The organism is Kitasatospora sp. NPDC015121, assembly GCF_055562955.1.
The window spans coordinates 42,706-68,742 of the sequence record NZ_JBVHEH010000033.1 but is presented as its reverse complement, the minus strand read 5'-3'; the positions used below and the strand labels follow the sequence as shown (position 1 = coordinate 68,742).

Genomic DNA, 26,037 nt, shown 5'->3' with positions numbered 1-26,037 from the left:
CCTCCCCGGCCCGCCGCTCCGACCGCGCCTCCGACCCGGGCGGGGCGGACGAGGCGGACAGGGCGGATGAGGCGGGCGGGGCGGATGAGGCGGGCGGGGCGGATGAGGCGGGCGGCCGCGCCTCCGGTCCCGGTTCGGCGACGGCCACCGGCGGCGCGGCCAGCGCCACCGCCCCCCACGCCAGCAGTGCGGCCACGAAGGACCCGCACCGTCCCCGTCCGATTCCCGATCTCGTCCGAACCATGGCGAACCAACCCTCCGTGCCGGCCGATCGGAACGGGCACCTCTGGAACGTCGACCGGTCGATGCGTACGCGACCGTTCCACGCTCGCCCGCCGACCCGCGCCCGGCCCGCAGACAGGCACGGGGCGGGCCGGGAAATCAGTCACTTGAACCACTCGCGCACCACCCGACCGCCGGAAGCCGCTCCCGGCGCACCGCACCGCGCCGACCCCCGACAGCAGGAACCGAACGCGCCGGACGGGCGTCCTCCCCGTGGCCGATCACACGGCAGGAACGGGGAGCCCATGTACGACATCCACATCCGCCCGGCGGGCCTGCGCACCGCCGCCGACGCCGTCGGCGGGACGTCCGGCCGGCTGCACGGGCGCACCGGCCACTGGCTGGACGACAGCCTGAGCGCCGCCGCCGCCCACCCCGGCTTCGCCTCCGGGCCCGCGCTGCGCGAGTGCGCCGAGGCCTGGCAGACCCACATGAGCGCGGTCGCCCGGCAGTTGGACACCTACGCCGACCAGCTGCGGCAGTCCTCGCACTCGTACGACACCGCCGAGCAGGAGTCGGTGCGCCGGCTGGACCTGGCCGGCGGCGACCTGGGCGGGGGTGCCTGAGCGTGGTCGACTTCGCCGCCCTCCGGCAGGCCGACCCGGCCGCCCTGCACCGCGCCGCCGACGGCTGGGTCGAGCTGTCGAAGGACTCCTGGCAGGCCGTCAACGACCTGCACGACAACGGGATCGGCCCGCTCAAGGAGGACTGGCAGGACCGGGTCGGCCGGGCCGCCGGCAAGCGGCTCGCCGAGCAGGCGAACATCCTGGAGTCCGCCGCCGACATCACCCGGGGCGTGGCGATGGTCGTCGACGGGCTGGCGTCCTCCCTGGAGTACGCCCAGCGGACGCTGGCCCGGGCGCTGGAACTCGCCCGGGCGTACCGGCTGGAGGTGGACGGGGAGGGGACCGTCTCCACCACCGGTGAGGTCACCGGCGAGAGCCTCACCCACATGAACGAGGTGTCGGAGCTCATCCGGGAAGCCCTCCGGGAAGCCCGCCAGGCCGACGACCTGGCCTCCGCCGAGCTGCGGAAGCTGGGCGCTGCCACCTGCGAGACCGACCCCGAGAAGGCCCTCGACGGACTCCAGGGCGAGGCCTCGCAGGTCGAGCTCGACATGCTGGCCGGCGACATCCCGGACGGCCGCGACCCGGCGCTGGTGTCCCGGTGGTGGGCCTCGCTCACCCCCGAGCAGCAGCGGCAGCTGGAACTGGCGGAGCCGGTGAAGCTCGCCAACCTCCCCGGCATCCCGGACGCGGTCAAGGAGGACCTGCGCGGCGGGCCGGGGCGCAAGTGGGACCGGGTGAAGATGGTCGAGTGGGTCCTGGCCCACTGGAACGACGACTCCGGCGACTTCGACGACGAGAACAACTGCACCAACTTCGCCTCGGAGGCGCTGTTCCAGTCCGGCGTCCGCATGAAGGGCGACTGGACCGTCGAGGGCGACGCCTGGAACCGGGGCCGGGACCCGGGCTGGCTCGGCCTCGGCATCATCGGCCAGCAGCACAGCCACGCCTGGGGCGGCGCGCAGAACCTGCACGACTTCATGGTGGGCAACGGCGGCCGCGAGGTCCCGCCCGACCAGGTCAAGCCGGGCGACCTGGTCTTCCTGGAGGACGACAACGACCTGAACCCCGACCTCACGCCCGGCAACATCCACCACACCGCCGTCGTCACCGCGGTCACCCCGGACGGCGACATCCGGTACAGCCAGCACAACGACTCGCGGAAGAACGTCAGCATGGACGGGCGGTCCGGCCACGAGGCGCAGTCCGAGGGCCGGCAGAAGATCCGCTACGTCCGGGTCGAACCGAACTGGTACTGAGGGCGGCGCAGATGACGACGAACGAACTGGACGGGACGGGCGGAACGGCCGGGACGGGCGGAACGGCCGGGATGCGGGCCGGTCGGCGGCTCGCCTCGGCGGCGGTGCTGGCCGTGCTCGGCTGGACCTGCGCCAAGTACGGCCACGACGCCTACCTGGACGCGGCCCCGCGCCGGCTGAACCACTGCCTGGACGCCCTCCCGGTGCCGGCCGCGGCCTGGGCCGCGCTGGTCGCGGGGCCGCTGCTGGCGGCCGCGGCGGGCACGGGCGCCGCCCTGCTGCTCCGGCCCGCCGCCCGCCCGGGCCGGGCCGCGCTGGTGGCGGCCGCCCTGGTCGCCGTGCTGGCCGGGGTCCTCCTGCTGGTCACCGGCTGGGGGCTGGCCGACGCGGTCGGCGGTCTCGACGGCGCCCGGCACGCCTGCGGCGGCATGTGAGGCCCCGCCGGGACCGGTCCCGTCCCGGTCAGTGGGCCGCGGCGAGCCAGTCCCGGTAGCGGGTGGGGGCCAGGCGGGCGCCGGGGCCGGGGGTGAGGACGTCGCCGGGGACGGCGGCGAACAGGCCGGCCCGGTCGTCGACCAGGACGGGGCGGCGGTCCCCGCGGGCGGCCAGGGTGAGGCGGCCGACCTCGTCGAGCGTGAACCGGTCGGGGCCGGCCACGTCCAGGATCCCGCCGAGGGGCGCGCCGGTGGCCACGTCGGCGAGCGCGGCGACGACGTCGGCGCTGGCGATCGGCTGGACCGGCGTGGCGGGCAGGCGCACGGCCTCCTCGTCCGAGGTCCAGGACATGGTCGGCTCCATGAACTCGAAGAACGGTGACCACCGGGAGCGGCCCCGGGGCGCTGCCGGCCATCGGCACCTGGCTGGCCCGCACCCCCGACTGACGAACCGGCGATCGGGGACGGGACCCGTGGTGCCAGCCGGAGGGTCCCGTCCCCGAGGTGCGCGGGAAGGCCGACCCTGGCTCCGCGCACACCCGTCCTTCGGGGGGCGGGGGCGGCCGGCTTGGTGCCGACCGGGCAGGTTCACCCGATCGGCCCAACGCCGGGCGGGTGGGGCCGGGTCAGAGGTGGGCGGGATCCCCGCCGAGGTCGGTGTAGAGCCGCTGCCAGGCGCGGTCCGCGGCCGTGGGCGGTTTCCCGTCGCAGTAGGGGGTGCGGCCGTGGGCGGTGTAGTAGCGCATCATCTCCAGCACCGCGCCGGTGTCGGCGTCCCGGCCCGCGGTGTAGCGCTCGGCGGGCTCGCGGGTCTGGTGGACGCGGCAGCCGGGCGAGGAGGTGACGGACCCGGTGTCGAGGCCGCCCCGGTCCGGGCCGCCGCAGCCGGCCAGGAGCAGGACGGGCAGGGCGCCGACGAGGAGGGCGCGCAGGAGAGCGGTGGAACGGGCGGGCACGTGGTTCTCCCGGTGCTTCGTCAGAGGGCGGCGGGCAGACTGCGCAGGACCATGCCCGCGCCGACCACGAGGACCAGCAGCGCGGTCAGCAGGGCGCCGTACGGACCGAGGCCGCGCAGGCGGGCCAGGGCCGGGTGGGCGGCGAGCGGCTCCAGGCGGTGGCCGAGGCCGACGAGGAGCAGGCCCGCACCGGTCAGGGTGGCGGCCATGCCCACTCCGTAGGCGACCACCAGGGCGGCACCGAACAGGGTGCGTCCGAGGGCGACGGCACCGAGCAGCACCACCAGCGCGGAGGGGCTCGGGACCAGGCCGCCGGCGATCCCCAGCCCGATCAGCCGGCGCCGTTCCGTCCCCCGGCCCGGTTCGTGGGCGTCGTGGTGGTGGTGATGGTGGTGGTGACGCCCGAACAGGCCGTGCCGGTGGCTGTGCGGTTCGTGGTTGTGCCTGTGCTCGTGCCCGTGCGGCTCGTGGCCGTGCTCGTGCCCGTGGCCGTGCTCGTGCCCGTGGCCGTGGTGTTCGTGCCCGTCGCCGGAGTGGCCGGGAGGGCCGGAGTCACCCGGGTGGGCCGCGCCTCCGGCCGCCACACCGGCCAGGACGGGGCGCGGTTCGCGCGTGCGCCGTCCGGTGCCCTCCGCCGCCGGTGCCCGGCGGGCGCGGCGGGCGCGCAGGGCGTCCCGCGTCAGCAGGGCGCCGACGAGCAGCACGAGGGCTCCGCCGACGGTGCCGAGCACGGCCAGCAGGCGGTCTCCGGCGAGGGTGGAGGAGGCGGTGAGCAGCAGCCCGGTGACCAGGACGCCGGTGGTGTGGGTGAGGGTGACGGTGGCGCCGACGGTGAGCGCGTCGCGGGGGCGGCCGCGCCTGCCGGCGAGGTAGGCGGCCATGACGGTCTTGCCGTGGCCGGGGAGCAGGGCGTGGCCGGCGCCGAGGACGAGCGAGAGCAGGACGGCGAGCAGGCCCAGCGGCAGGGTCAGGTGGCGGGCGGCGCCCAGGGCGGCGAGGCGGGCGTCGAGCGAGGCCGTCCAGCCGGCCGTGGGACCGGACGCCGTGGTCCCGGCCCGCGGACCGGCACCCGGGCCGCCGCCGGGGCGGGCGTGGAAGGCGGCGGTGGTGACGCCCTCCGGCGCGTCGAGCAAGTCCCTTGGGTAGTCGCGCAGTTCACGGCTGACGGAGTCGGCCGGGACGTCGGAGGAGTCGAGCGTGGTGCCGTCGCCCCGGGCGGTGATCTCGTTCCAGCCGACCCGGGCGGGGTCGGCTCCGGTCTCGACGCGGAAGCCCGCGCCGTCGCCCGCGAGTCGCCGGTCGGCGCGCAGGCGGCATTCGAGGCGGCTGGTGCGCAGGCCCGCCGCGCCGTCCTGGTAGGCGAGCGAGGAGGCGGCGACGGTCCAGCGGAGGGGCTCGCCGTCGGCGGTGAGCCGGATCCGGCGGGCGGTGTCGTCGCACTGGCGGGTGGCGCGGGCGGTGCTCTCGGCGGCGGTGACGGTGCCGTCGTGGTCGGTGTCGGTGGCGGACCGTTCCTGGAGGGTGGGGATCTCGGCGAGGTCGGTGACGGCGAGGGCGTCGACGCCGCCGGTCCCGACGGTGAGTCCGAGGTAGTGGTTGACCGAGAAGTTGCCGAGCGGGTGGGCCTGCGCGGGCGGCGCGGCCAGCGCGGTCAGGGCGAGGGCCGCGGCGAGGGCGGCCCCGGTGCGGGTCAGGGTGCGGTGGACTGCCACGCGGTGCCTCCGGGGAGCGGAACGGCGGTGGGCGCGGGCGCCCCGTGCGGGCTGGCGGCGCGGCAGGGTTTCAGCGCTGGGCCCGCACACTGTCGCGTCCGCCCGCTCGCCGTGTCCACCGGCACGGCCGCCCCGCGCGGCCGGACGGGTGATGCCGCTGGGCCGCCGGGGTGATCGCGGCACGCCGGAGGGCTGTTCGCGGCGAACCCCACGCGTCGGCGGAGGACAGTACGTGTCGGCCGACCCGCCGCACGACCCCCGCACGTCCCGCGTCCGCCACGGACGCGGAACGACCGTTCCTGACAAGGAAATCGGAGACTCCTTGATGAGCCTTCCCCGTCGATCCCCGGGTCGCCGCTCCGCCGCCCGGGGAGCCGCGGTCCTCACCGCGCTCGCCCTCGGCATGGCCGGCACCGCCCTGCTCGGCACCGGCGCCGGCACCTCGCAGGCGTCCAGCCACCGCGAGGCGCCGCTGATCGCCGCCGACCCGCAGGTCGACAACACCGACCTGTACGCCTTCACCAGCCCCGACAACCCGGACACGGTCACCCTGATCGCCAACTGGCTGCCGTTCCAGGAGCCCAACGGCGGCCCGAACTTCTACCCGTGGGCGGACGGCGCGCACTACGACATCAACATCGACTCGCAGGGCACCGGGCACCCCGACGTCACCTACCGCTGGACCTTCCACACCGAGGACCTGCGCGGTACCGACACCTTCCTCTACGACAAGGGCCCGGTGAACGACCTCGGCGACGACACCCTGCGCTTCCGCCAGTACTACACGCTCCAGGAGCTCCACCCGAACTGCGACCCGGTGACCCTGGTCGAGCACGGCCAGGTCGCCCCGTCCGACACCGGCCGCGCCTCGATGCCCGACTACGGGCGGCTGCGCCAGCAGGCCACCGTCCAACTCCCGGGCGGCGGGCAGACGGTGGCCACCCAGGCCGCCGACCCGTTCTTCCTGGACCTGCGGGTCTTCGACCTGCTGTACGGCGGCGACCTCTCCGAGGTGGGCCAGAACACCCTGGCCGGGTACAACGTCAACTCGGTGGTCCTGCAGGTCCCGAAGAGCCACCTCGCGTACAAGGGCGACCCGACCCGCAACCCGGTCGTCGGCGTCTGGTCGAGCACCGAGAAGCAGAGCATGAGGCTCAGCCCCGGCAAGGCCGACCCGGTGGGCGACTACGTCCAGGTCTCGCGGCTGGGCAACCCGCTGGTCAACGAGGTCGTCGTCCCGGCCGGGCTGAAGGACGCGTTCAACGCGCTGCCCCCGTCCGCGGACCACGACCAGCCCGCCGTGGTCGCCAAGGTCCTCGACCCGGAGGTGCCCAAGCTCGTCCAGGCGATCTACGGCCTGCCCGCGCCCGCCGCGCCGCGCACCGACCTGCAGGAGATCTTCCTCACCGGCATCGCCAAGGCCGCGAACGGCCCGCTCGCCGTCGACCTCAACTCCCAGCTGATGAACCAGGACGTCGACCCGGGCCGGTTCGTCCCCGCCGAGGAGCTGCGGCTGAACATGTCCACCCCGGTGACGCCGGCCCCGGACCGCCTCGGCGTCCTCAACGGCGACTTCCAGGGCTTCCCCAACGGCCGCCGGCTCGGCGACGACGTCGTCGACATCGCCCTGCAGGTCGTCGAGGGCGCCACCCCCGGGAAGTTCGTCCAGGCCCTCGCGGCCGGCGACAAGGTCAACGGTCCCGACCGGCCGTTCGCCGCCGCCTTCCCGTACCTGGCGCTGCCCTACGACAAGGCCGTCAACCAGAAGTGACCCCCGCGCGGCGGCCCCGGGCTCCGGGGCCGCCGCCCGCTCCTCACCGAGGGAAGCCGCCGTGCGCCGCCTGCCCCTGCTGCTGACCGCCGCCGCCCTGTGCGCCGGCCTCGCCCACCTCGGCGGCCTCGCCGAGCCGCCACCCGCCCCCGCCGCCGCCGCTCCCCGCGCCGCGCCCTCCGCCGGGTCCGCCCTGGCGGCGGCGATCGCCGCCGACCGGCAGCACCTGCGCACCCGCCCCGACGACGCCGCGGCCTGGGCCCGGCTCGGCGGCGAGTACGTCGAACAGGCCCGGCTGACCGCCGACGCCTCGTGGTACCCGAAGGCCGACGAGGCCCTGCACCGCTCGCTCGCCCTCGCCCCGGAGGGCAACACCGAGGCGCTCACCGGCCTCGGCGCGCTCGCCAACGCCCGCCACCTGTTCGCCGAGGCCGCCGACCACGCCCGGCGCGCCCTGGCCGGCGCGCCGCTGCACTGGCAGGCGTGGGCGGTCCTCACCGACGCCCGCACCCAGCTGGGCGACGACGCGGGCGCCACCGACGCCGCCCAGCACCTGCTCGACCTGCACCCGGGCACCGCGTCCTTCACCCGCGCCGCCTACGACTTCGAACAGCACGGCCGGACCGAGGACGCCCGCACGGCCCTGCGACGCGCCCTCGCCGACGCCTACGACCCCGCCGACCGGGCGTTCTGCCTGCACCAGCTCGCCGAGCTCGACCGGACCGCGGGCCGCGCCGACGACGCCCTCGACGGCTACCGCCGCGCGCTGGCCGCCGACCCCGCCCACACCGCCGCCCTGGCCGGACAGGCCCGCGCCGAGGCGGCGCTCGGCCGCACCGACGACGCCCTCGCCCACTACGCGCAGGCCGCCGCGAGGGTGCCGCTCCCCCAGTACCTGCTGGAGCTCGGCGAACTCCACGAGTCCCTCGGCCACCGCGAACAGGCCGCCGAGCAGTACCGGCTGCTGCGCGCCGAAGCCGACCTCGCCGCCGCGAACGGCGTCGTCGACGACCTGACGCTCGGCCAGTTCGAGGCCGACCACGGCGATCCCGCCGCGGCCGTCCGGCTGCTGCGCGCCGAGTGGGACCGCCGCCACCACGTCCTGGTCGCCGACGCCCTCGCCTGGGCCCTGCACCGCACCGGCGCGGACCGCGAAGCCCTCGGCTACACCGACCTCGCCCTCGCCCACGGCTGGCGCAGCGCCCCGTTCCTCTACCACCGGGGCGAGATCGAACGCGCCCTCGGCCGCACCGACGACGCCCGCGCCGACCTCTCCGGGGCCCTCGCCACCGATCCGGGGTTCGACCCCCTCCAGGCCCCGCGGGCCCGCGCCGCCCGGGCGGCGCTCACCCCCTGAGCCCGCGGCCACCGGTCGTGGACGCGGGGGGCGGGACGCGCCGAGGGCCCCGGCCGGGAACGGTCGGGGCCCTCGGTGCGACGGCGGGTCAGGAGGTCGGCATCAGGACGGTGTCGACGATGTAGACGGTGGCGTTGGCGGTCTGCACGTTGCCGCAGAGCACCTTGGAGTTGCCGTTGACGGTGAAGTCCGGCTGGGTGCCGGTGACGGTGAGGTCGCCGCCCTCCAGGGTCTTGTGGGTGCCGGCCAGCGCGGTGGGGGCCAGGCGCTCGGGGGTGACGTGGTAGGTGAGGACCTTGGTCAGCTTGGCCTTGTCGGCCAGCAGCGCGTCCAGGTCGGCCTTCGGGACCTTGGCGAAGGCGTCGTTGGTGGGCGCGAAGACGGTGATGTTCTGCGCCGAGTTGAGGGTGTCGACCAGGCCGGCCTGCTTGACGGCGGTCACCAGGGTGGACAGCAGCGGGTTGTTCGAGGCGGCGGTGGCGACCGGGTCCTTGGCCATGCCGGAGAACGACCCGGCGCCGTCCTTGGGCACGGCGGCACAGGCGGCGCCGAACGGCTGGTCGGTCATCGCCGCCGCGGAGGCGGTGGTGCCGGACGTCGCCGCCGCCGAGGAGCCCGCGGCGGAGGCCGAGGCCGAGGCGGACGAGGAGCTGGAGCCGCCGCTGCTGCTGCACGCGCCCAGGGTCAGGGCCAGGGCGCCGGCGGCGAGCAGGGCGGTGAGGGTGCGGCGGTTGCGGGTGTGCGCGGACATGGCGGATCTCTCCTCGGTACTCGGGTGAAGTGGTGCGGGAAGGAAGGTGGTCGTCGGGTGGTCAGGTGACGGTGACGACGGTGCTGTGCCAGCCCGTCGCCCCGGCGGGGAACGGCGCGGCGCGGCTCTCGGGCTGCACGGCGCCGGTGGCGTCGGTGGCGCGCACCTCGATGCGGTGCGTGCCGGGGGTCGCGCCGCGCCAGCGGTGGGTCCACTGCCGCCACAGGTCGGGCCCGGCGTCGGCGGCCAACTCGGCCTGCTGCCAGGGGCCTTCGTCGATCCGGAGTTCGACGGCGGCGATGCCCCGGTGGGTGGCCCAGGCCGTCCCGGCGACGTCCACGTCCCCGGCGGGGACCCGCGCGAACGGTGCGGGCAGCTCGATCCGGGAGGCGGTGCGGACGGCCCCGGTGCGGTCCCAGCCGCGCCGCACCCAGTACGGGTCGAAGGCGGCGAAGGTGGTGACCTCCAGCTCGACCAGCCACTTGGTGGCGGAGGTGTAGCCGTAGAAGCCGGGCACCACGCTGCGGCACGGGAAGCCGTGCGCGACGGGCAGTGCCTCGCCGTTCATGGCCACCGCCAGCAGGGCGCGGCGGCCGTCCAGGACGGACTCCAGCGGGGTGCCGATGGTCATGCCGTCCTGCGAGCGGCCGACCAGCTGGTCGGCCCCGGCCCGGACCCCGGCGCGGCGCAGCAGCGCGGGCAGCGCGGCGCCGAGCCAGCGGGTGGTACCGACGTAGGGGCCGCCGACCTCGTTGGAGACGCAGGACAGCGTGTGGTCGAGCTCCTCCAGCGGTTCGCGCAGCAGCTCGTCGAAGGTGAGCAGCCGCGGCCGGTCGACCAGGCCGTGGATGCGCAGCGTCCAGTCCCGGGGGTCGATCCGGGGCAGGGTGAGCGCGGTGTCGACCCGGTAGAAGTCCGCGTTCGGGGTGGTGAACGGGGACAGGCCCGGGACGTTCGGGTGGACGGCGGCGGGCAGCGGCGGCAGCGGTTCGGCCGGCGCGGGCAGCCGGACGGCCTCGCGGGCGGCGCCGACGTCGTACCGGCGGTCGGTCAGGATCCGGCCGCCGACCCCGGCCAGCGCGCCCGTCGCGAGGGTCGCGGCGGTGGCGGTGAGCACCGTCCGGCGGCTGGTGACCCCGGTGCCGTCCGGTTCGGCCCGGGGTGCGGGGGCCGGCGCGGACGTCCGGCGCCAGAGGCGGGCCAGGACCACCACGGTGACCGCGCCGACCAGGCCCGCGACCAGCGCCGGGGCGCAGTCGGCGGCGGCCGCGCCGGGGCGGGACAGCGCGGCCCAGGCGCCGAGGCCGCCGAACGCGGCGAAGACCGCGGCCCCGGCGAGCGGGCGGCGCACCGCCAGCAGGCCGGCCAGCGCGGCGAGCAGCGCCATCGTGAGGTGGATGCCGCCCAGCAGCACCGCCTTGTCGTGGGTGCCGAAGGTGCGGACCGCGTACTCCTTGAGCGGCGTCGGCGTCAGGTCGATCGCCGCCGACCCCACCGCGATCACCGGCGCGGTGGCGGCACCGGTGGCGTACGCCACCAGCTCGCCCGCGCCGAGCGCCGCCACCGCCGCCGCCAGGCCGGTCGCTGCCGCGCCGGCCAGCCGCGGCAGCGCGCGGCCGGCCGGTCGGCGGGACCGTGCGGCGGAGGGGGTCGGTTGGTTGGTCACACCCCCGCTTCGGGACCTGGGCGGGCGCGGATTGGTCGGACTTTCCGACTCGCCCGATCGGGTGACACCGGACGTCCGTGCCGGCCCGGGGCCGACGGCCGGCCGGAGCCTGGGAGGGCGGGCCGGCGTCCGCGCCCGTCGTCCCGCCCGGGCCGTCCGGGCGGTCGGACCTCCGCGCGGAGGACGGTGGGGTGGCCCGGGGACCAATCCGTGCACCGTCCGGTGTCGAACGCCCAGTACGAGCAGGCACCCGACAGCCTGTCATCCGCGTCGCCGAACGGCGGCCGTCCGACGGAAGGCACCCATGTCCCCCACCGCCCCGGGAGCACTCCCCGCCCGACACTCCGGAGGCGCTCCGTGGTGAGCACGGTCGTCCGCCTCCCCGACCCCGGCCGGCCCGGGCCCGACCTCCGGGAGCTGATCGGCCTGGTCGCCCTCGGCGACCAGGAGGCCTTCTCCCGCCTGTACGACGTGGTGGCCGGGCCGGTGCTCGGGCTGGTGCGCCGGGTGCTGCGCGATCCGGCGCAGTCCGAGGAGGTCGCCCAGGAGGTGCTGCTGGAGGTGTGGCGCACCGCCGCCCGCTACCGGCCGGAGACCGGGGACGTCATGCCGTGGGTGATGACCATCGCCCACCACCGCGCGGTCGACCGGGTCCGGGCCGCCCAGGCCGCGGCCGACCGGGACCGGCGCGCCGCGGCCGCCGCCCATACGACGGCCTTCGACGAGGTCGCCGAACAGGTCGAGGGCCGGCTGGAGCGCGAGCAGGTCCGCCGCTGCCTGAAGACGCTGACCGAACTCCAGCGGGAGTCCCTGACCCTGGCCTACTACCGGGGCTACACCTACCCGCAGGTCGCCGAGGCCCTCGGCGCCCCGCTCGGCACCGTGAAGACCCGCATGCGCGACGCCCTGATCCGCATGCGCGACTGCCTGGGAGTGGGATCGTGAACGCCACCGCCGACCTGCACGCCCTCACCGGCGCCTACGCCGCCCACGCCCTCGACGACGCCGAACGCGCCGCCTTCGAGGGCCACTTGGCGCACTGCGAGCCCTGCGCGCGGGAGGTCGCCGAGTTCGCCGCCACCCTCGCCCGGCTCGGCGCCGCCGAAGCCGTCGCCCCGCCGCCCCGGCTCAAGGCCCGGGTGCTGGCGGAGCTGCCCACCACCCGGCAGGACACCCCGCGAGTGGCCCCCGCGGCCGACCCCCGCCCGGGCCGCCGACTCCCCCGGCGCTGGCAGCGGTTCGCGCTGGCCGCCTGCCTGGCCGCCGCGGTCGGCGCGGGCGCGTTCGCCGTCGAACAGCACCGGGAGACCGGGCAGGCCCGCGCGGAGGCGGCGGCGGCCCGGGAGCAGCGGGCCGCCCTCACGGCGCTGCTGACCGCTCCGGACGCCCGCCTCGCCAGCGGTCCGGTGACCGGCGGCGGGACGGGCACCACGGTGTGGTCGCCCGCGCTCGGCCGGGCCGGGTTCTGGGCCGCCGACCTGCCCGCCCTCCCCGGCGGCCGGGTCTACCAGCTCTGGTTCGACGACGCGGGCACCATGCGCCCCGCCGGGCTGCTCCCCTCCGACGGCTCCCTCGTCCTGGCCGGGGCCATCGGCGGGGCCGACGGCGTCGGCGTCACCGAGGAGCCCGCGGGCGGCTCGGCCCACCCCACCTCGCCCCCGCTCCTCGTCCTGCCCTTCACCTGACGCCCCGGCGGGCCGGCGGGCGGGCGGGCGGGCCGGCGGGCGGACGGGCGGTCCGGCGCGGCGGGGAGCGGCGGCGGCCGGCGGGCGCGGACGCGGGGTTCCCCCGGCCCGCCCGCCGGGTCTACTGTTCGGTAACATCCCGCGCCGTCCGGACGCCCCAGGAGAGCCGATGACCGCCGACCGCCCCGACCGCTCCGCCCGCCTGCTCGGCGGGCTCCTGCTGGCCGCCGGAGCCGCGCACTTCGCCGTCCCGGAGCCGTTCGACGCGATCGTGCCGCGCGCCCTGCCCGGCTCGCCCCGGACCTGGACCAGGGCGAGCGGGCTGGCCGAACTGGCCGTCGGCGCGGCGGTCCTGCACCCGCGCGGCCGCCGCGCCGGCGCGCTGGCGGCCGCGGGGCTGTTCGCCGCCGTCTTCCCGGCCAACGTCCAGATGGCCCACGACTGGCGCCACCGCCCGGCCCCGCTGCGCGCCGCCGCGTTCGCCCGACTGCCCCTGCAGGTCCCGCTGGTCCTCTGGGCGCTGCGGGTCGCCCGCCGCTGACGCCGCGTCAGCGCGGGTACCACTCGGCGGGCCGGACGGTCCCGTCCGCGCCGCCGGGGCGGCGGGCCAGGATCTGGTCGACGCCCATCCGCCCCTCCGCGAAGGCCAGCGAGCTGCCGGCCAGGTAGAGCTGCCACAACCGCACCGTCGGCCGTCCGACCAGCGCGGTGAACCGGTCCTGCTGCCGGGTCAGCTCGGCGCGCCAGGCGTCGATGGTGCGGGCGTAGTGCGGGCGCATCGCCTCGGTGTGCAGCACCTCCAGGCCGGCCGCCTCGATCAGGTCGACGGTCCGCCCCAGCGGGCGCATGTGCATGTCGGGGGTGATGTACGCCTCGATGAACGCGCCGCCGCCGGGCGCGACGGCGCCGCGCGACATCTGCTGGACCAGCAGCCGCCCGCCCGGGCGCAGCAGGCCGTGCAGGCGGGCGGCGAAGGCGGGGTACTCGTCCCGGCCGACGTGTTCGCCCATCTCCACGCAGCTGACCGCGTCGTAGGCGGCCGCGGCGATCTCCCGGTAGTCGCACAGCCGGACGTCCACCAGGTCCGCCACGCCCGCCTCGGCCACCAGGGCCCGGGCGTGGGCGTGCTGGCGGGCGGAGAGGGTGACGGCGGTGACGGCGGCGCCGTAGTGGAGGGCGGCGTGCCGGGCCAGCGCGCCCCAGCCGCAGCCGACGTCGAGCAGGCGGCTGCCGGGGCGCAGGTCGAGCTTGCGGCAGACCAGGTCGAACTTGGCCTCCTGGGCGGCCCGCAGGGACTGGTCGTCGGAGGTGTAGTAGGCGCAGGAGTAGGCCATGGCCGGGCCGAGCAGCAGGGCGTAGAACTCGTTCGACAGGTCGTAGTGGTGGCTGATCACCGCCCGGTCCCGGCTGCGGCTGTGCAGGGCGCCGCGGACCTCCGCCCGGCCGCCGGGCCGGGGCGGCGGGGGCCCGACGGCGCCGAGCCGGGCGGCCGCGGCCAGCAGGGCCGGCCAGCTGCGCGGTGCCGGGCGGCCGACCGTCCGCCCGGCGAGGCCCCGGCGGACGGCGGACAGGGCGGCGGCGAGGTCGCCGTCGACGTCGAGCTCCCCGCTGATCCAGGCGTCGGCGAGGCCGAGTTCGCCCGGCTGCCAGAGCAGCCTGCGCAGGGCCCGGCGGTGGCGCACCCGCAGCCGCGGCCCGTCCGCCGGGCCGGTCGTCGAGCCGTCCCACAGGTGCAGGACGAAGGGCGGCGGCCCGGCGAACAGCTCGTGCAGGACGGGTTCGAGCACGTCGGCGGCGCCCTTCCCCCGTCCGGGCGCCCGGGTGGATCGGGTCGTGGGTGCGGTCATCGGTTCCCCTCCTCCGGACGGGGCCTCGGTGCGGCCCCGCGGTCGTCTGCCCCCGGGATTCGGAGCCGCGCCCGCCGCGGCTTGGCCGCCGTCCGCTCCGGAACGGGGCACCGCTCCCGGAACGGTGCGGGAGCGATGCGGGTGGGGTGGCCCGTCGGCGGACCGGAACCTGGAACGGCAAGGGAACACCGAGAGGTCCGTCCGAACCCGGGAGTGGTCATGGGAATCGTCCGTCGTCTGCACGAAGCCGGTGTCAGCAGCGAGCACGCCTACGCGGCGGCGTTCGGCTCCATCGGCCTGTCGCTGGTGAGTTGGTGCGCCTCGGCGAAGACCGAGGGCGGGGGCGTGGAGCGGGCCGACCGGTGGGGGATCTTCATCGGCGAGTGGGCTCCGACGTTCTTCGCGCTGGGCCTGGCGCTGGCCGGCTACGAGCGCGCGGAAGGGGCGCCGGGAGCCTGAACCACCGCGCGGCCGACCCGCCCGACCCGCCGAACGGCAGGTCGGGCGGGTCGGCCCGTCGGGCCTAGGCCCTCTCTTTCGGATCTTGTCGGATCAGCGCGCGGCGTTGGGCGCCCGGCTGGGAGTGCCGGCCCGACGCCCTCGTACTGGATGTACTTGGGTGTGGGGCCGGTGCTTCCAGGCGGGATGATCCGGCGTCGCGCGCCCGGCAAGACCCGAAAGAGAGGGCCTAGTCGCGCTGCGCCGGTCCGAACCGGACCGGGACGCCGGGGGAGAACAGCACGCTCGCCGGGGGCCCGGTGACCTCGATCCCGGCCGACCGCAGCAGGGTCTCGTCGAGGTGCTCCACCTCCGCCTGGTGCAGCGGCCACGGCGGGTGCTCGACCGGCAGGTAGACCGTGCGGCCGGCGGTGCGGGTGTGCAGCCCCCAGCGGGCGGTGAGGAAGTCGGCGAGCGGGCCCGGGCGTTCGAGGCGCGGGCCGACCCGGGCCCGCAGCACGCACCGGGCGCCGCCGCCCCCGGCCCCGCGCACCCGGGTGGCGAGGTGCAGCACGTCGCCGTCCGCCGTCCAGCGGGTCCGCGACCAGCGGTAGGGGAGGCCGAGCGCCGAGCGCGCCACCAGCACCGCGGGCAGCCGGGGGCAGTCGAGCGAGCGGAAGACCACCCCCCGGCGGCCGTGCCCGTCGACGGAGTAGAGCCGCACGTTGACCTCGGGGAACGTCCCGACGTACGGCAGGGCCGCCCGGCCGGGCCCCAGCCGCTCCATGGAGAAGGCGACGAGCCCGGCCCAGGTGGTGCCGCCGCGGACGTCGGGGAACGCGCCGGGCGGCAGCAGGGGCGCGACGGCGGCGGGGTGCACGGGCCAGTGCAGGAAGAGCACGTCGCGCCAGTCCTGGGACAGCAGCGTCGGCCGCACCGGGCGCGGCGCGGTGCCGGTCACCGCTTCGGGGCGCACGGGAGGGCCCTCCGTCCGGACGGGTCGGCGGCGGACGGGTCCCGGTCCTCGACGGCCCGGCGGAGCAGGTCGAGGGCGGCTTCGAGGGTGCGCGGACGGGGCAGTCCGGCCGGGCGGTCGGGACGGTTCCACCCCGGCCCGGCCGTGACGACCAGCGTGTCCAGGCGGGCACCGGCGGCGCCCCACGAGGCGCGGCCCACCTCGCCCGCGAGGTGCGGGTCGGCGGTGGCGCGGCCCTGGGCCCACAGCAGCACCGCCGAGGGGCCCAGGCGGGTGACCGCGTCCAGGAGCGCCCGCGCGGGCACCGCGGCGCCGAGCATCCGGTAGGGCAGGCCGCCCACCGTCATCGCGGCGGCCACGGCCTCCAGCGGGAGCGTGTGCTGCTCGCCCGGCATGGCGGCGAGCAGCACCGGCGGCGCCGCCCGGAAGCGGGCCGGGGCGACCGCCGCGGTGCGCAGCGCGGCGGCGACGTGCCAGGAGAGCAGGTGCTCGACCTCGACGTACTGTTCGCCGTCGGCGGCCCACTTGCGGCCGGCCGCGCGCAGGGCGGGCATCATCACCTCGGTCCACGCCCGGACGGGTCCGAGGCCGTCCACGGCGCCGCGCAGGATCGCGGCCACCTCCGGGCCGTCGAGCCTGACCGCCGCCCGGGCCAGGCCCCGGCACTCGGGGCGGACGGGGCCGAGCGGCATGGCGCGGCCGCCGCCCGGGTGGGTGGTGGCCGCCGGTTCCGGGGCGGGGCGGGCCGCGACCGGCCCGGTGCCGGGTTCGGCCGGGAGCCGGTCGTCGTCGGGCGTCCGGTGCGCGCCGGGCACGGCGGGCGCGCTGGACGCGGCGGAGCGCGCCGCCTTCGCCGCGCCTGCCGCCTCCGCCGGGGGGATGCCGCGGGCGGTCAGCCGGCACATCTCGTCGAGCAGGGAGACGTCCTCGGGGGACCACCGGCGGTGGCGGCCCGCTCCGCGGTGGGAGGGCCCGATGCCGTAGCGGCGCTCCCAGGAGCGGATCGTGGTGGGCGACACGCCCAGCCGCCGGGCGACCGCGCCGGTCGGCACGCCCAGCGGGGAGTCCGCGCCGGGCGGGGAGTCCGCGCCGGGCCGCCCCGGGGCGGACGCCTCCGCGCGGACGGCGGTCCCGGCCTCGTCCCCCTCGGTCGTCTTCCTCACGGCGGTCTCCTCGGGTGCGGTGGCGGGTCGTGCCGGTCGGGCACGGGTGCGGGTGCGGGGCGCGGCGGGCCGGTCAGCCGTCCCGGAGGGCGCCGCGCAGGCGCAGCAGGCCGTCCCGCATGCGGGACTTGACCGTGCCGAGCGGGAGTCCGAGGGCGGCGGCGATCTGGCTCTGCGAGTAGCCGCCGTAGTAGGCCAGGACCAGGGCCTGGCGCTGGGCCGTGCCCAGGGCGGCCAGGGCGTCCCGGACCCGGGCCGCCTCCATGGCCCGTTCGACCGTCTCGACGACGGGCTCCGGCGTCGCCCGGTCCTCCCGCAGGACGCGCTGCTCGCGTTCGCTGGAGGCGCGGACCGACCGGACCCGGTCCACGGCGCGCCGGTGGGCGATCGTGCACGCCCAGGCGGCGACCGAGCCGCGCTCGGGCCGGTAGGACGGCGCGGAGCGCCACACCTCCAGCAGGGCCTCCTGGGCGACCTCCTCGGCCTGGGCGGGGTCCTTGAGCACGCGCAGCGCGATGCCGTACACGGTCGGCGCGAGGTCCTCGTAGAGGCCGGTGTAGGCGCCCCGGTCGCCCCGGGCGGTGCGGGCCACCAGGCCGCGCAGCCGTTCGGCGCGCAGGGCCCGGCAGTCGGCGGCGGGGGGCTGCACCGGGGCGAGGGTGGTGGCGGGTCTCATGCTCCGAACCTGCCTCCCGGCGCCGCCGGGTTCCACTCGCAGCGTTGTCGCAGCGTTTTCGGCGCAGCGTTTCCGCCGCGGCCGCCGCCGGCCCGGACCCGCCCCCGGACCCGCCCCCGCGGGACCGCCCGGTCAGGGCGCGGCGCTCCCGCGGACGGCCTCGGCCGCCAGGACCTCGGGGAGGTCGTCGAGCCGGTCGAGCCCTCCGACGGCGCGGGCGGTGCGGTGGTTGGCGGCCAGCAGCTCGCGGTGGCGGTGGACGAAGGCCCAGTAGCCGCTGGTGAACGGGCAGGCCCGCTCCCCGGTCCGGTCGCCGGGCCGGTAGGCGCAGGGGCGGCAGAGGTCGCTCATCCGGTTCAGGTACGCGCCGCCGCAGGCGTAGGGCTTGGTGGTCGTGGTGCCGCCGTCGGCGTACTGCGACATGCCGATCACGTTGGGGACCATCACCCAGTCGTAGCCGTCCACGAAGCTGCGGTGGAACCAGTCGGTGACCGCGGCCGGGTCGTAGCCGTGCTGCAGGGCCCAGTTCCCGAGCACCATCAGCCGGGGGACGTGGTGGGTCCACCCGGTGTCGCGGACCTGGGCGAGCACGCGGGACAGGCAGCGGGCCCGGACCGCGTCGGCGTCCAGTTCGGCGAACCAGTCGGGCAGCGGGGTGCGGTGGCCGAGCGCGTCGCGGTGCCGGTGGTCCTCGCCGAGGTACCAGTACAGCTGCCAGACGTACTCGCGCCAGCCGGCCACCTGCCGGACGAACCCCTCGACGCTGTTGAGCGGCGCGCTCCCGGAGCGGTGGGCGTCCTCGGCGCGGCGCACGCACTCGCCCGGGTCGAGCAGGCCGAGGTTCAGCGGGACGGAGAGCAGGCTGTGCGCCATCCACGGGTCGTCCGCCAGGACGGCGTCCTCCCAGCGTCCGAAGTGGGGCAGCCGGGCGGTGGCGAAGTGCTCCAGCGCGCGGACGGCCTCGGCGCGGGTGGCGGCGAAGCGGCGGGGGCCGTCCCGTCCGACGAAGCGCACCTCGCCCGACCGCTCCCAGCGGTCGAGGTCGGCCCGCACCTCCTCGTCGATCCCGTCCTCCTCCGGCCACCGGGGCGGCGGCACGGGCAGGACGGACCTCCCGCGCGGCGGCGGCTCCCGGTTGTCGGCGTCGAGGTTCCACCGGCCGCCGACGGGCTCCCCGGCGGGGTCGAGGAGCAGGTGCTCGGCGCGGCGGACCCGCCGGTAGAAGTCCTCCATCAGCAGCCGCCGTCCGCCGAGGCCGTCGGCCCAGCGGCGGAAGTCCCCGAACGGCACCAGGAAGCCGCGCGGCGGGAGCACCTCCACCCGCGGCAGCGCCGTGACCAGGCCGAGCGCCGCCCTGGACGTGGGGTGGCAGACCGTGACGGCCCCCTCCCCCACCGCCTGCCGCAGGCCCTCCCGGTAGGTCTCCGCCCGCACGTAGCGGGCCCGGTCGCCGAGTTCGGCGGCCCGGTGCCGCATCGCGGACAGCACCAGGTGGGCCTTCGCCCGGTGGAAGCGGCGGCGCCGGAACACCGACCGCGCCTCGACGATCACCACGGGCGCCCCGGGGTCCGGTCCGGGCTCCGCGGGGTCGAGGAAGTGCGGACCGAGCTGGTCCCCGAAGAGCCAGTGCGGCCGGGGCCCGCTCACCGGGCCGCTCCCGGACGCCGGTTCCCGCGGTCCATGACGCCACCCTCTTCCGACGGGGAGGCGGGCGCCTCCGCCCTCCAGCGTCGGCTCCCCGCCCGGGCCCGGGCGAACCGCAGCGTTCGCGCAGCGTTGCCCGACGGCCCCGGCGGTCCCGGCGGTCCCGGCGGTCTCAGCAGGGGGTTCAGGTGAGGTGCGCCCGGGTGGCGACCTCCTCGTTGTGACGCATGTGCTGGTGGGCGCGGTCCCCGAGCTCCGCTATCAGCCCGGCGACGAGGCTCTCGACGACGGCCAGCGTCGGCACCAGGCTGTCGTACGGCGAGGGGGCGCCGACCTGGCTGGAGAAGACGACCTCGGCGTGGGCGCTCACCGGGGAGAGCCAGGTGTCGGTGAACAGGACGACGCGCCCCCCGGCCTCGCGGACGAGTTCGGCGGCGGTGACCTTGTCCTCCTCGTAGCGGCGGTAGTCGAAGACGACGAGGACGTCGCGGCGGGTGAGCGAGGCGAGCAGGGCGGTGCGCTCGACGGGCCGGTCGGGCAGGAAGCGGACGTCGTCGCGCACCTGCATCAGGTGGAGCCCGAGGTACTGGGCGAAGAGGTTCGTGAAGCGGCCGCCGGCGAGGGTGACGCGCCGCTTGGGGTCGGCGAGGAGCTGGACGGCCCGGTCGAGGTCGTGCGGGGTGACCTCCGCGAGGGTGCGGTCGACCGCCGCGGTGAAGACCTCCCGGCCGTGGGCGAGCAGGTCCTCCGCCTTGGCCCCGACGTCCGCCGGGCCGGCCGCGGCGCCGCCGTAGTTGCCGCTGCTGTAGAGCGTCACGGGCGAGGCCTGGCGCTCGTCGAGTTCCGCGCGCAGGGCCGCCTGGAAGTCGGGGAAGCCCCGGTAGCCGAGGCGGTTGACGAACCGGATGACGGTGGGGGCGCTGACGCCGGCCCGCTCGGCGAGGGTGGCGATGGTCTCGAACCCGGCGGCCGGCCACCCGGCGAGCAGGATCCTGCCGACCTTGCGCTCGGCGGGACTGCAGTCGCCGAGTCGTTGGCGGATGTCCTCGGCGAGCGTGACGGTGGGCATGGGCGGGCTCCCCTTCCCGGTCTGCGGGCGGTCTTCGGTGGTGCGGCGCGGAGCGCGTCTCCGCAGCCTAGCGAAGTGCCGGGCCGCGGAGATCGCGGAGCGGGTCCGGTGCCCCGGCGGGGGTCCGGGTCAGCCGGCGGCCGGGTGGACGCCGACCTCCAGGTCGGTGAAGGAGGCGGCGGCGGTGCCGTCGGCGGTCCACGCGCGGGTGTCGCCGCGCCGGCGCAGGACGACCTCGGAGGCGGGGGCGGACTCGAAGGTGGTGGCGGTCGCGGTGCGCTGGGCGGTGGTCGCGGTGAGGGCGCGGGCGGTGCCGGAGAGGGAGTAGGGGTGGCCGTCCGGGGCGTCGACGGAGGAGAAGGCGTCGTGGTTGGGCGGCACGGGGGCGTCGGAGCGGGCGGTGAGCGGGCGCTTGCCCTCCCCGGGCCGCGCGCGCCGGGTGCGCGGGTCGTAGCGGTCGCCGTCGGTGAGGTAGCTGTAGCGGACCCCGTCGATCGTCCAGTGCCCGCCGGCGGTGCCGGTGCGGGCGGTGTGCAGGTCGAACACCGAGACGCCGTGGGTGCCGAGGACGCGCAGGCTCTCGCTGCGGGTGCCGACGTGCTCGACCTCGATCGCGGTGTCCTCGTCGAGGGCGAACACCCGGTCGTGGCCGGTGTCGGCGGCCAGCCGGATCGCCCGCCCCTCGCGGCCCCGGGTGCCGGTGTGGGTGTCGAGCAGGCCGGCGTCGAAGAGGCCGAAGCCGCCCTGCGGGAGGTACCCGAGCCGGGTCGGGTCCGCGAAGTAGCCGGGGGCGCTGCCGTCCCGCAGCGCCTGGTAGCTGTCGCCGCCGGTGACCATGTCGGGCCCGGAGGCGATCTGCGCGCCGGCGCTGGAGCCCGCGACGACGGCTCCGGCGGCGAGCTTGCGGCGGATGGCCGCCATGACCGCGGAGTCGGTGCGGGCGTCGCCGTGCAACAGGCTGGTGACGTAGCGGTACTGGTCGCCGCCGCCGAGGAAGAAGCCGGTCATCGACTCGACCTGGGCGACCGCGGCGGCCGAGTCGGCCGCGTCGACGTGCTCGACGTCGATCGGCACCCACTGGGCGTCGGCGGCGCCGTACCGCTTGAGGAGGTCGGCGTAGAAGCGGCCGTTGCAGCGGGAGTTGGAGCAGGCGTCCGGGTCGGCGGCGTCGGGGTCCTGGCTCTCGGGGACGGAGGCCGCGGTCAGGACGCCGATGCGCGCCCTCCCGGGGCCGCCGGCCCTGGCGACGATCTCGCCGTAGATCGCGGCGTTGCCGTCCTTCAGGCCGCCGCCGACCAGGATCAGGGTGCCCCCGGGCCCGGCGGGCCGGGCGGCCTGGTCGGCGGACCGGGCGGCGGCGGCCTGGGCGGCCTGGTCGGTCGGGGCGAGGAGGGCCAGCGCGGCCGCGAGGGCGAGGGCGGTCCGGCCGCGGTGGGTGCGGAGGTGTCGGTGCATCCGGGAGCTCCGTGGTCGTGGGAGGGGGGAACCGTGCGCCGCCGGGCGGGCGCGCGGGGAGGCGCGTCCGCCCGGCGGTGGTGCGGCCGGCAGCGGCGGTGGTGCGGCCGGTGCGGCCGTCAGCGGCGGCCGAGGCGTTCGACGAGCAGCGCCAGCAGGGCGATCCGGTCCGGTGCGCCGACCGTGTCGAGCCACTCCTCGGGGGTGTGGTCGGCGCCGCCGACCGGGCCGAGGCCGTCGAGGGTGGGGACGCCGAGGCCCGAGGTGAGGTTCGCGTCGCCCACGCCGCCGGTGGAGGCGCCGCGGATCCGCAGGCCGAGGTCGGCGCCGGCCCGCCGGGCCGCGGCGAGCAGGGCCGCCGCCGGCGCGGTGTGCTCCATGGGCGGGCACAGGTCGAGCTGGTCGACCCGGGCCGCGGTGCCCGCGACGACGGTCCGGGCGGCGGCCGCGCGGATCCCGGCGATCGCGTGCTCCAGGCCGGCGGTGGTGGCGGCCCGGACCTCGACGTGCAGCTCGGCCTCGGGGCACACGATGTTGGTGCGGGTGCCCGCGCGGACCACGCCGACGTTCAGGGTGACGCCGGGCCGGGTGCCGTTGAGGGCCTGCAGGGCGACCACCAGGTGGGCGGCGGCGAGGGCGGCGTTGGCGCCGCGCTCGGGCTCGATCCCGGCGTGGGCGGCCCGCCCGGTGACGGTGACCAGCAGGTCGGCGACGCCCTTGCGCTCGACGACCAGGTCGCCGTTCTCCCGGGCGCACTCGAGGCCGAGCGCGTAGTGCGCCCCCGCCGCGGTCCGCTCGGTGACCGGCCGGCTGGCCGGCGAGCCGACCTCCTCGTCGGGGGTGGCGAGGACGACGAGTTCGGCGAAGGCCGTCCGGCCGTGGCGCACCAGGAGTTCGGCGGCGGTGACGCCGGCCAGCAGGCCGCCCTTGTCGTCGCTGACGCCGGGGCCGTGGGCCCGGCCGTCGAGGACGCGGAACGGGCGGGCGGCCGCGGTGCCGTCCTCGAAGACGGTGTCCATGTGGCCGACCAGGACGATCCGCGCTCCCCCGTCCCGCTCCGGGAGGGAGCCGGCGAGCCTGGCCACGAGGACGTCCCCGAAGCGCCGCCCGTCCACCGGGCCGGGGGTGGTGCGCTTGGTGGTGAACCCGATCGAGCGCAGCCGGTGCTCGAACCAGTCGGCGACCCGGTTCACGCCGTCGGCGTCGTGGGAGCCGGAGTCGATGGCGACGAGGTCGGCGAGGTCGGCGAGGTAGCGGGGCAGGGCGGCCCGGGCGGCGTCCAGGAGTTCCGCGGCGGGCGGGGCGGCGGCCCGGGTGGGGGCGCCGCTCACAGGACCTTGGACAGGAAGGCGCGGGTGCGCTCCTGCTCCGGGTCGACCAGGACCCTGCGCGGGTCGCCGGCTTCGACGACCACGCCCTCGTCCATGAAGACGGCGGTGTCGCCGACCTCGCGGGCGAAGCCGATCTCGTGGGTGACCACGACCATCGTCATGCCGTCGGCGGCCAGGTCGCGCATCACGTCCAGGACGTCGCCGACGAGTTCGGGGTCGAGGGCGGAGGTCGGCTCGTCGAAGAGCATCAGCTTGGGCCGCATCGCCAGCGCCCGGGCGATCGCCACCCGCTGCTGCTGGCCGCCGGAGAGCTGGGCGGGGTAGTGGCCGGCGCGGTCGGCGAGGCCGACCCGCTCCAGCAGGCGCAGTGCCTCGGCGCGGGCGTCGGCGCGGTTGACCCCGGCGACCCGGACCGGCGCCTCGGTGACGTTCTCCAGGGCGGTCAGGTGCGGGAAGAGGTTGAAGCGCTGGAAGACCATGCCGATCTCGCGGCGGCGCTCGGCGACCTCGGCCTCGCGCAGCTCGTGCAGCCGGGTGCCGGACTGCCGGTAGCCGACCAGGTCGCCGTCGACGGTGAGGCGTCCGCCGTCGACCTTCTCCAGGTGGTTGATGCAGCGCAGGAAGGTGGACTTGCCGGAGCCGGACGGGCCGAGCAGGCAGCAGACCTGTCCGCGTTCGACGGTCAGGTCGACGCCCTTGAGGACCTCCAGCCTGCCGAAGTGCTTGCGCACGCCCTCGGCGTGCACCATGGGGCGGGCCATCGGGTTCAGCCCTTCCGTTCGCGGGTGGTGGGGAGCAGGCCGGGCAGGCCGGTGAACATCCGCCGCAGCGGGGAGACGTGCCCGGCGCGGGCGGTGCCGCGGCCGTAGCGGCGCTCCAGCCAGGCCTGCGGCACGGACAGGACCGTGGTCAGCGCCAGGTACCAGAGGGCGGCGACCACCAGCATCGGGATGACCTGGTAGTTCTGGGCGTAGACGTCCTGGATGTTGGACATCAGGTCGTGCGCGGCGATCACCGAGACGTACGCGGTGGTCTTGAGCATGTTGATGGTCTCGTTGCCCATCGGCGGGATGATGACCTTCATGGCCTGCGGCAGCACGATCCGGCGCATCGTCAGGGCGGGCTTCATGCCCAGCGAGTGGGCGGCCTCGGTCTGGCCCGGGTCGACGGACTGGATGCCGGCCCGGACGATCTCGGAGGCGTAGGCGGCCTCGTTGAGGCCCAGCGCGAGCAGGGCCGCCACGGACGGGGTGAGCAGGCTGTTGGTGTCGAGCTCGACGAAGGTGACCGTGGTGAACGGGATGCCGATCATCAGGTGCTTGTAGAGCGCGGCCGCGTACGCCCAGAAGATGATCTGGACCAGCAGCGGGGTGCCGCGGAACAGCCACACGAAGCCGGTGGACAGCCCGTACAGGACGGGGTTGGCGGACAGTCGCAGGACGGCGACCAGGGTGCCGAGGGCGAGGCCGAGGGCCATCGCGGCGGCCGTCAGCCACAGGGTGGTGGTCAGGCCGTCGAAGATCAGGTCCGCGAACAGGTAGTGGCCGACGACGTCCCAGCGCAGGTTCGGGTTCCCGGCGAGCGAGCCGACCAGGCCGACGAGGGCGACCAGGGCGAGGGCGGCGGCGACCCAGCGCCCCCAGTGGCGGACGGGCACGGCGACCAGGTCCTGCGCGCCGGCGGTCGCGGCGGCCGCCGGGTCGGCGGGGCGGTGTGCGGTGGTGGGCACGTCAGTCCACCGCGCCGTTCCTGGTGGCCTGCTTCACCGCGATGGAGGCCACGCCGTACGTGTCGTAGATCCTGGCGAGCGAGCCGTCGTCGATCAGCGCCTGGAGGGCCTTCTGCACCGCGTCGGTCAGCTCCGGCAGGTTCTTGGCGACGGCGACGCCGTTCGGGGAGGCGTGGTAGCCGCCGAGCGCGGCCGGGTCGTCGACGACGTCGAACGCGGCGCCGCCGTCGGCGGTCTTCGCGGTCCAGCCGGCGGCCGGCTTGGTGAGGACGTCGGCGACCACCTTGCCGGAGCGCAGGGCGAGTTGGGCGTCGGAGTCCTTGGGGAAGGCCTGGACGTCGACGGCCCCCCTGCCGAGCTCGCGGCACCTGTCCTGGTGCTGCTCCAGGAGCTTCTGCTGGTTGGTGGCGGTCTGCACGGCGACGGCGCGCCCGCACAGGTCGTCGAGGGTGGTGATCCGCTCCGGGTTGCCCTCGGCGACCAGCACGCCGCTGCCGGAGACGGAGTAGTCGACGAAGTCGACGACCTGCTCGCGCTCCCTGTTGTCCGTGATGGCGCTGATCGCGACGTCGTACTTGCCGGCCTGCAGGGCGGGGACGATGCCGTCGAACTTCTGCGCCTGGAACTCGAACCGGACGCCGAGCTTGGCGCCGAGCGCCTGCCCGAGGTCGTAGTCGAGGCCGGTCATCTCCTTGCCGCCCTCGGAGACGTACATCTCGAACGGCGGGTACGGGAGGTCGGTGGCGACCCGGACCTTCCCGGACTTCCTGACGGCGGCGGGCAGCGCGTCGTGCAGGGCCCGGTCGGGGGTGATGACGACGCCGGCCACCGTGACCGGTCCGGCGGTGGCGGCGGGGGCGCCGGTCCCGCCGCTCCCGCAGGCGGTCAGGGCGAGGGCGCCGCACAGGGCGAGGGCGGCCGGCAGGGCCGATCTGCGGGTGGCTGAGGAGTTCACGGAGCAACCTTTCGGGGACCTGAGCGGCGCCGAGGGGCCGCGCCGCACGCCAGGACGTTACAGCTAAACCAACTTCGTGGCTATATGTAATGAAGGCTACGAATGCATAACGCTCGGCGGGCCCCCGGCAAACCGCTGATGGGGGCTCAGAAAGTCAAAGTTCTCCCCCGGTCATCCGTTACATCTTTCGCCATCAGCACTACATCTGTATGTTCCGTTTCTGCCGACGGATCGTCGCACCGCGCCGACCGTCCGCGCACCCGCCTGCGCGCGCCCCGCCGCCCAGGCCCTCCCGCCCGGCGCACCCCACCGCGC

Annotated in this window: 24 protein-coding genes and 1 pseudogene; 9 read left to right on the top strand and 16 right to left on the bottom strand. The window is 76.7% G+C overall.

What is annotated here, in order from left to right:
• Positions 1 to 527: 527 nt before the first annotated feature.
• From ACZ3J7_RS34655 to ACZ3J7_RS34645, 3 genes are read left to right on the top strand one after another with little or no spacing between them, the layout of a single operon-like run.
• On the top strand, positions 528 to 848 hold the full coding sequence (locus ACZ3J7_RS34655; protein ID WP_465627375.1) for a WXG100 family type VII secretion target: 321 nt from the start codon (positions 528 to 530) through the stop codon (positions 846 to 848).
• Between the two features lie 2 nt (positions 849 to 850).
• Positions 851 to 2,107 (top strand): amidase domain-containing protein, encoded by a 1,257-nt coding sequence (locus ACZ3J7_RS34650; RefSeq protein WP_465627374.1) that lies wholly within the window; start codon positions 851 to 853, stop codon positions 2,105 to 2,107.
• A gap of 11 nt (positions 2,108 to 2,118) precedes the next feature.
• Positions 2,119 to 2,541, top strand: coding sequence for a hypothetical protein (locus ACZ3J7_RS34645; RefSeq protein ID WP_465627373.1), 423 nt, complete (start codon positions 2,119 to 2,121; stop codon positions 2,539 to 2,541).
• A 28-nt stretch (positions 2,542 to 2,569) separates the two neighbouring features.
• Here ACZ3J7_RS34645 and ACZ3J7_RS34640 read toward each other — a convergent pair.
• The 3 genes and pseudogenes from ACZ3J7_RS34640 to ACZ3J7_RS34630 all read right to left on the bottom strand — a co-directional run.
• Positions 2,570 to 2,929 (bottom strand): annotated as a pseudogene (locus ACZ3J7_RS34640) (LysR family transcriptional regulator); the annotation flags it as partial.
• Positions 2,930 to 3,167: 238 nt separating this feature from the next.
• A complete protein-coding gene (locus tag ACZ3J7_RS34635) occupies positions 3,168 to 3,497 on the bottom strand; it encodes a hypothetical protein (protein WP_465627372.1) in 330 nt (109 codons plus the stop codon).
• A 20-nt stretch (positions 3,498 to 3,517) separates the two neighbouring features.
• The gene (locus tag ACZ3J7_RS34630) at positions 3,518 to 5,209 is read right to left on the bottom strand and encodes a nickel/cobalt transporter (RefSeq protein ID WP_465627371.1); all 1,692 of its coding nucleotides are present in this window, start codon (positions 5,207 to 5,209) and stop codon (positions 3,518 to 3,520) included.
• A 325-nt stretch (positions 5,210 to 5,534) separates the two neighbouring features.
• Here ACZ3J7_RS34630 and ACZ3J7_RS34625 point away from each other — a divergent pair, with 325 nt between their 5' ends.
• Both ACZ3J7_RS34625 and ACZ3J7_RS34620 read left to right on the top strand, forming a co-directional pair.
• Complete coding sequence (locus tag ACZ3J7_RS34625) at positions 5,535 to 6,980, top strand: DUF4331 domain-containing protein (RefSeq protein WP_465627370.1); 1,446 nt, start codon at positions 5,535 to 5,537, stop codon at positions 6,978 to 6,980.
• 61 nt (positions 6,981 to 7,041) lie between these two features.
• Positions 7,042 to 8,337, top strand: coding sequence for a tetratricopeptide repeat protein (locus tag ACZ3J7_RS34620; RefSeq protein ID WP_465627369.1), 1,296 nt, complete (start codon positions 7,042 to 7,044; stop codon positions 8,335 to 8,337).
• Between the two features lie 88 nt (positions 8,338 to 8,425).
• Here the strand turns inward: ACZ3J7_RS34620 and ACZ3J7_RS34615 are convergent, their stop codons facing one another.
• Together ACZ3J7_RS34615 and ACZ3J7_RS34610 are read right to left on the bottom strand one after the other, a co-directional pair.
• On the bottom strand, positions 8,426 to 9,088 hold the full coding sequence (locus tag ACZ3J7_RS34615) for a fasciclin domain-containing protein (protein WP_465627368.1): 663 nt from the start codon (positions 9,086 to 9,088) through the stop codon (positions 8,426 to 8,428).
• A gap of 61 nt (positions 9,089 to 9,149) precedes the next feature.
• Positions 9,150 to 10,754, bottom strand: coding sequence for a molybdopterin-dependent oxidoreductase (locus ACZ3J7_RS34610; protein WP_465627367.1), 1,605 nt, complete (start codon positions 10,752 to 10,754; stop codon positions 9,150 to 9,152).
• A gap of 360 nt (positions 10,755 to 11,114) precedes the next feature.
• Between ACZ3J7_RS34610 and sigK the strand changes: the two genes are divergently transcribed.
• From sigK to ACZ3J7_RS34595, 3 genes are all read left to right on the top strand, one after another.
• Positions 11,115 to 11,699 carry an ECF RNA polymerase sigma factor SigK gene (sigK, locus tag ACZ3J7_RS34605; protein WP_465627366.1) on the top strand — a complete coding sequence of 195 codons (585 nt, stop codon included), beginning with the start codon at positions 11,115 to 11,117 and terminating at the stop codon, positions 11,697 to 11,699.
• The gene (locus ACZ3J7_RS34600) at positions 11,696 to 12,439 is read left to right on the top strand and encodes an anti-sigma factor (protein ID WP_465627365.1); all 744 of its coding nucleotides are present in this window, start codon (positions 11,696 to 11,698) and stop codon (positions 12,437 to 12,439) included. The genes sigK and ACZ3J7_RS34600 overlap by 4 nt, the downstream gene beginning before the upstream one ends.
• A gap of 169 nt (positions 12,440 to 12,608) precedes the next feature.
• Positions 12,609 to 12,980, top strand: coding sequence for a DoxX family protein (locus tag ACZ3J7_RS34595; protein WP_465627364.1), 372 nt, complete (start codon positions 12,609 to 12,611; stop codon positions 12,978 to 12,980).
• Between the two features lie 7 nt (positions 12,981 to 12,987).
• Here the strand turns inward: ACZ3J7_RS34595 and ACZ3J7_RS34590 are convergent, their stop codons facing one another.
• Positions 12,988 to 14,286, bottom strand: a complete 1,299-nt coding sequence (locus tag ACZ3J7_RS34590; RefSeq protein WP_465627363.1) for a class I SAM-dependent methyltransferase — start codon at positions 14,284 to 14,286, stop codon at positions 12,988 to 12,990.
• Positions 14,287 to 14,505: 219 nt separating this feature from the next.
• Between ACZ3J7_RS34590 and ACZ3J7_RS34585 the strand changes: the two genes are divergently transcribed.
• Entirely contained in the window at positions 14,506 to 14,745 is a 240-nt protein-coding gene (locus tag ACZ3J7_RS34585; RefSeq protein WP_465627362.1) for a hypothetical protein, read from the top strand.
• 229 nt (positions 14,746 to 14,974) lie between these two features.
• Here the strand turns inward: ACZ3J7_RS34585 and ACZ3J7_RS34580 are convergent, their stop codons facing one another.
• The 10 genes from ACZ3J7_RS34580 to ACZ3J7_RS34535 all read right to left on the bottom strand — a co-directional run bounded on the left by ACZ3J7_RS34580 (position 14,975) and on the right by ACZ3J7_RS34535 (position 25,722).
• Positions 14,975 to 15,700, bottom strand: a complete 726-nt coding sequence (locus ACZ3J7_RS34580; protein WP_465627361.1) for a YqjF family protein — start codon at positions 15,698 to 15,700, stop codon at positions 14,975 to 14,977.
• Positions 15,682 to 16,863: a MerR family transcriptional regulator gene (locus ACZ3J7_RS34575; protein WP_465627360.1), complete on the bottom strand. Its 1,182-nt coding sequence runs from the start codon at positions 16,861 to 16,863 to the stop codon at positions 15,682 to 15,684. Before ACZ3J7_RS34575 ends, ACZ3J7_RS34580 begins: the two co-directional genes overlap by 19 nt.
• Before the next feature lie 73 nt (positions 16,864 to 16,936).
• Positions 16,937 to 17,539: a sigma-70 family RNA polymerase sigma factor gene (locus ACZ3J7_RS34570; RefSeq protein ID WP_465627359.1), complete on the bottom strand. Its 603-nt coding sequence runs from the start codon at positions 17,537 to 17,539 to the stop codon at positions 16,937 to 16,939.
• A 132-nt stretch (positions 17,540 to 17,671) separates the two neighbouring features.
• Positions 17,672 to 19,186 carry a cryptochrome/photolyase family protein gene (locus ACZ3J7_RS34565; protein WP_465627358.1) on the bottom strand — a complete coding sequence of 505 codons (1,515 nt, stop codon included), beginning with the start codon at positions 19,184 to 19,186 and terminating at the stop codon, positions 17,672 to 17,674.
• A 181-nt stretch (positions 19,187 to 19,367) separates the two neighbouring features.
• Positions 19,368 to 20,252 carry a MurR/RpiR family transcriptional regulator gene (locus ACZ3J7_RS34560; protein WP_465627357.1) on the bottom strand — a complete coding sequence of 295 codons (885 nt, stop codon included), beginning with the start codon at positions 20,250 to 20,252 and terminating at the stop codon, positions 19,368 to 19,370.
• Positions 20,253 to 20,381: 129 nt separating this feature from the next.
• Positions 20,382 to 21,707 (bottom strand): cyanophycinase, encoded by a 1,326-nt coding sequence (locus tag ACZ3J7_RS34555; protein ID WP_465627356.1) that lies wholly within the window; start codon positions 21,705 to 21,707, stop codon positions 20,382 to 20,384.
• Between the two features lie 119 nt (positions 21,708 to 21,826).
• Positions 21,827 to 23,038, bottom strand: a complete 1,212-nt coding sequence (locus tag ACZ3J7_RS34550; protein ID WP_465627355.1) for a M20/M25/M40 family metallo-hydrolase — start codon at positions 23,036 to 23,038, stop codon at positions 21,827 to 21,829.
• Positions 23,035 to 23,787 (bottom strand): amino acid ABC transporter ATP-binding protein, encoded by a 753-nt coding sequence (locus ACZ3J7_RS34545; protein ID WP_465627381.1) that lies wholly within the window; start codon positions 23,785 to 23,787, stop codon positions 23,035 to 23,037. The genes ACZ3J7_RS34550 and ACZ3J7_RS34545 overlap by 4 nt, the downstream gene beginning before the upstream one ends.
• Positions 23,788 to 23,804: 17 nt before the next feature.
• The gene (locus ACZ3J7_RS34540; RefSeq protein WP_465627354.1) at positions 23,805 to 24,767 is read right to left on the bottom strand and encodes an amino acid ABC transporter permease; all 963 of its coding nucleotides are present in this window, start codon (positions 24,765 to 24,767) and stop codon (positions 23,805 to 23,807) included.
• Between the two features lies 1 nt (position 24,768).
• Positions 24,769 to 25,722, bottom strand: coding sequence for an ABC transporter substrate-binding protein (locus ACZ3J7_RS34535; protein ID WP_465627353.1), 954 nt, complete (start codon positions 25,720 to 25,722; stop codon positions 24,769 to 24,771).
• Positions 25,723 to 26,037 lie beyond the last annotated feature (315 nt).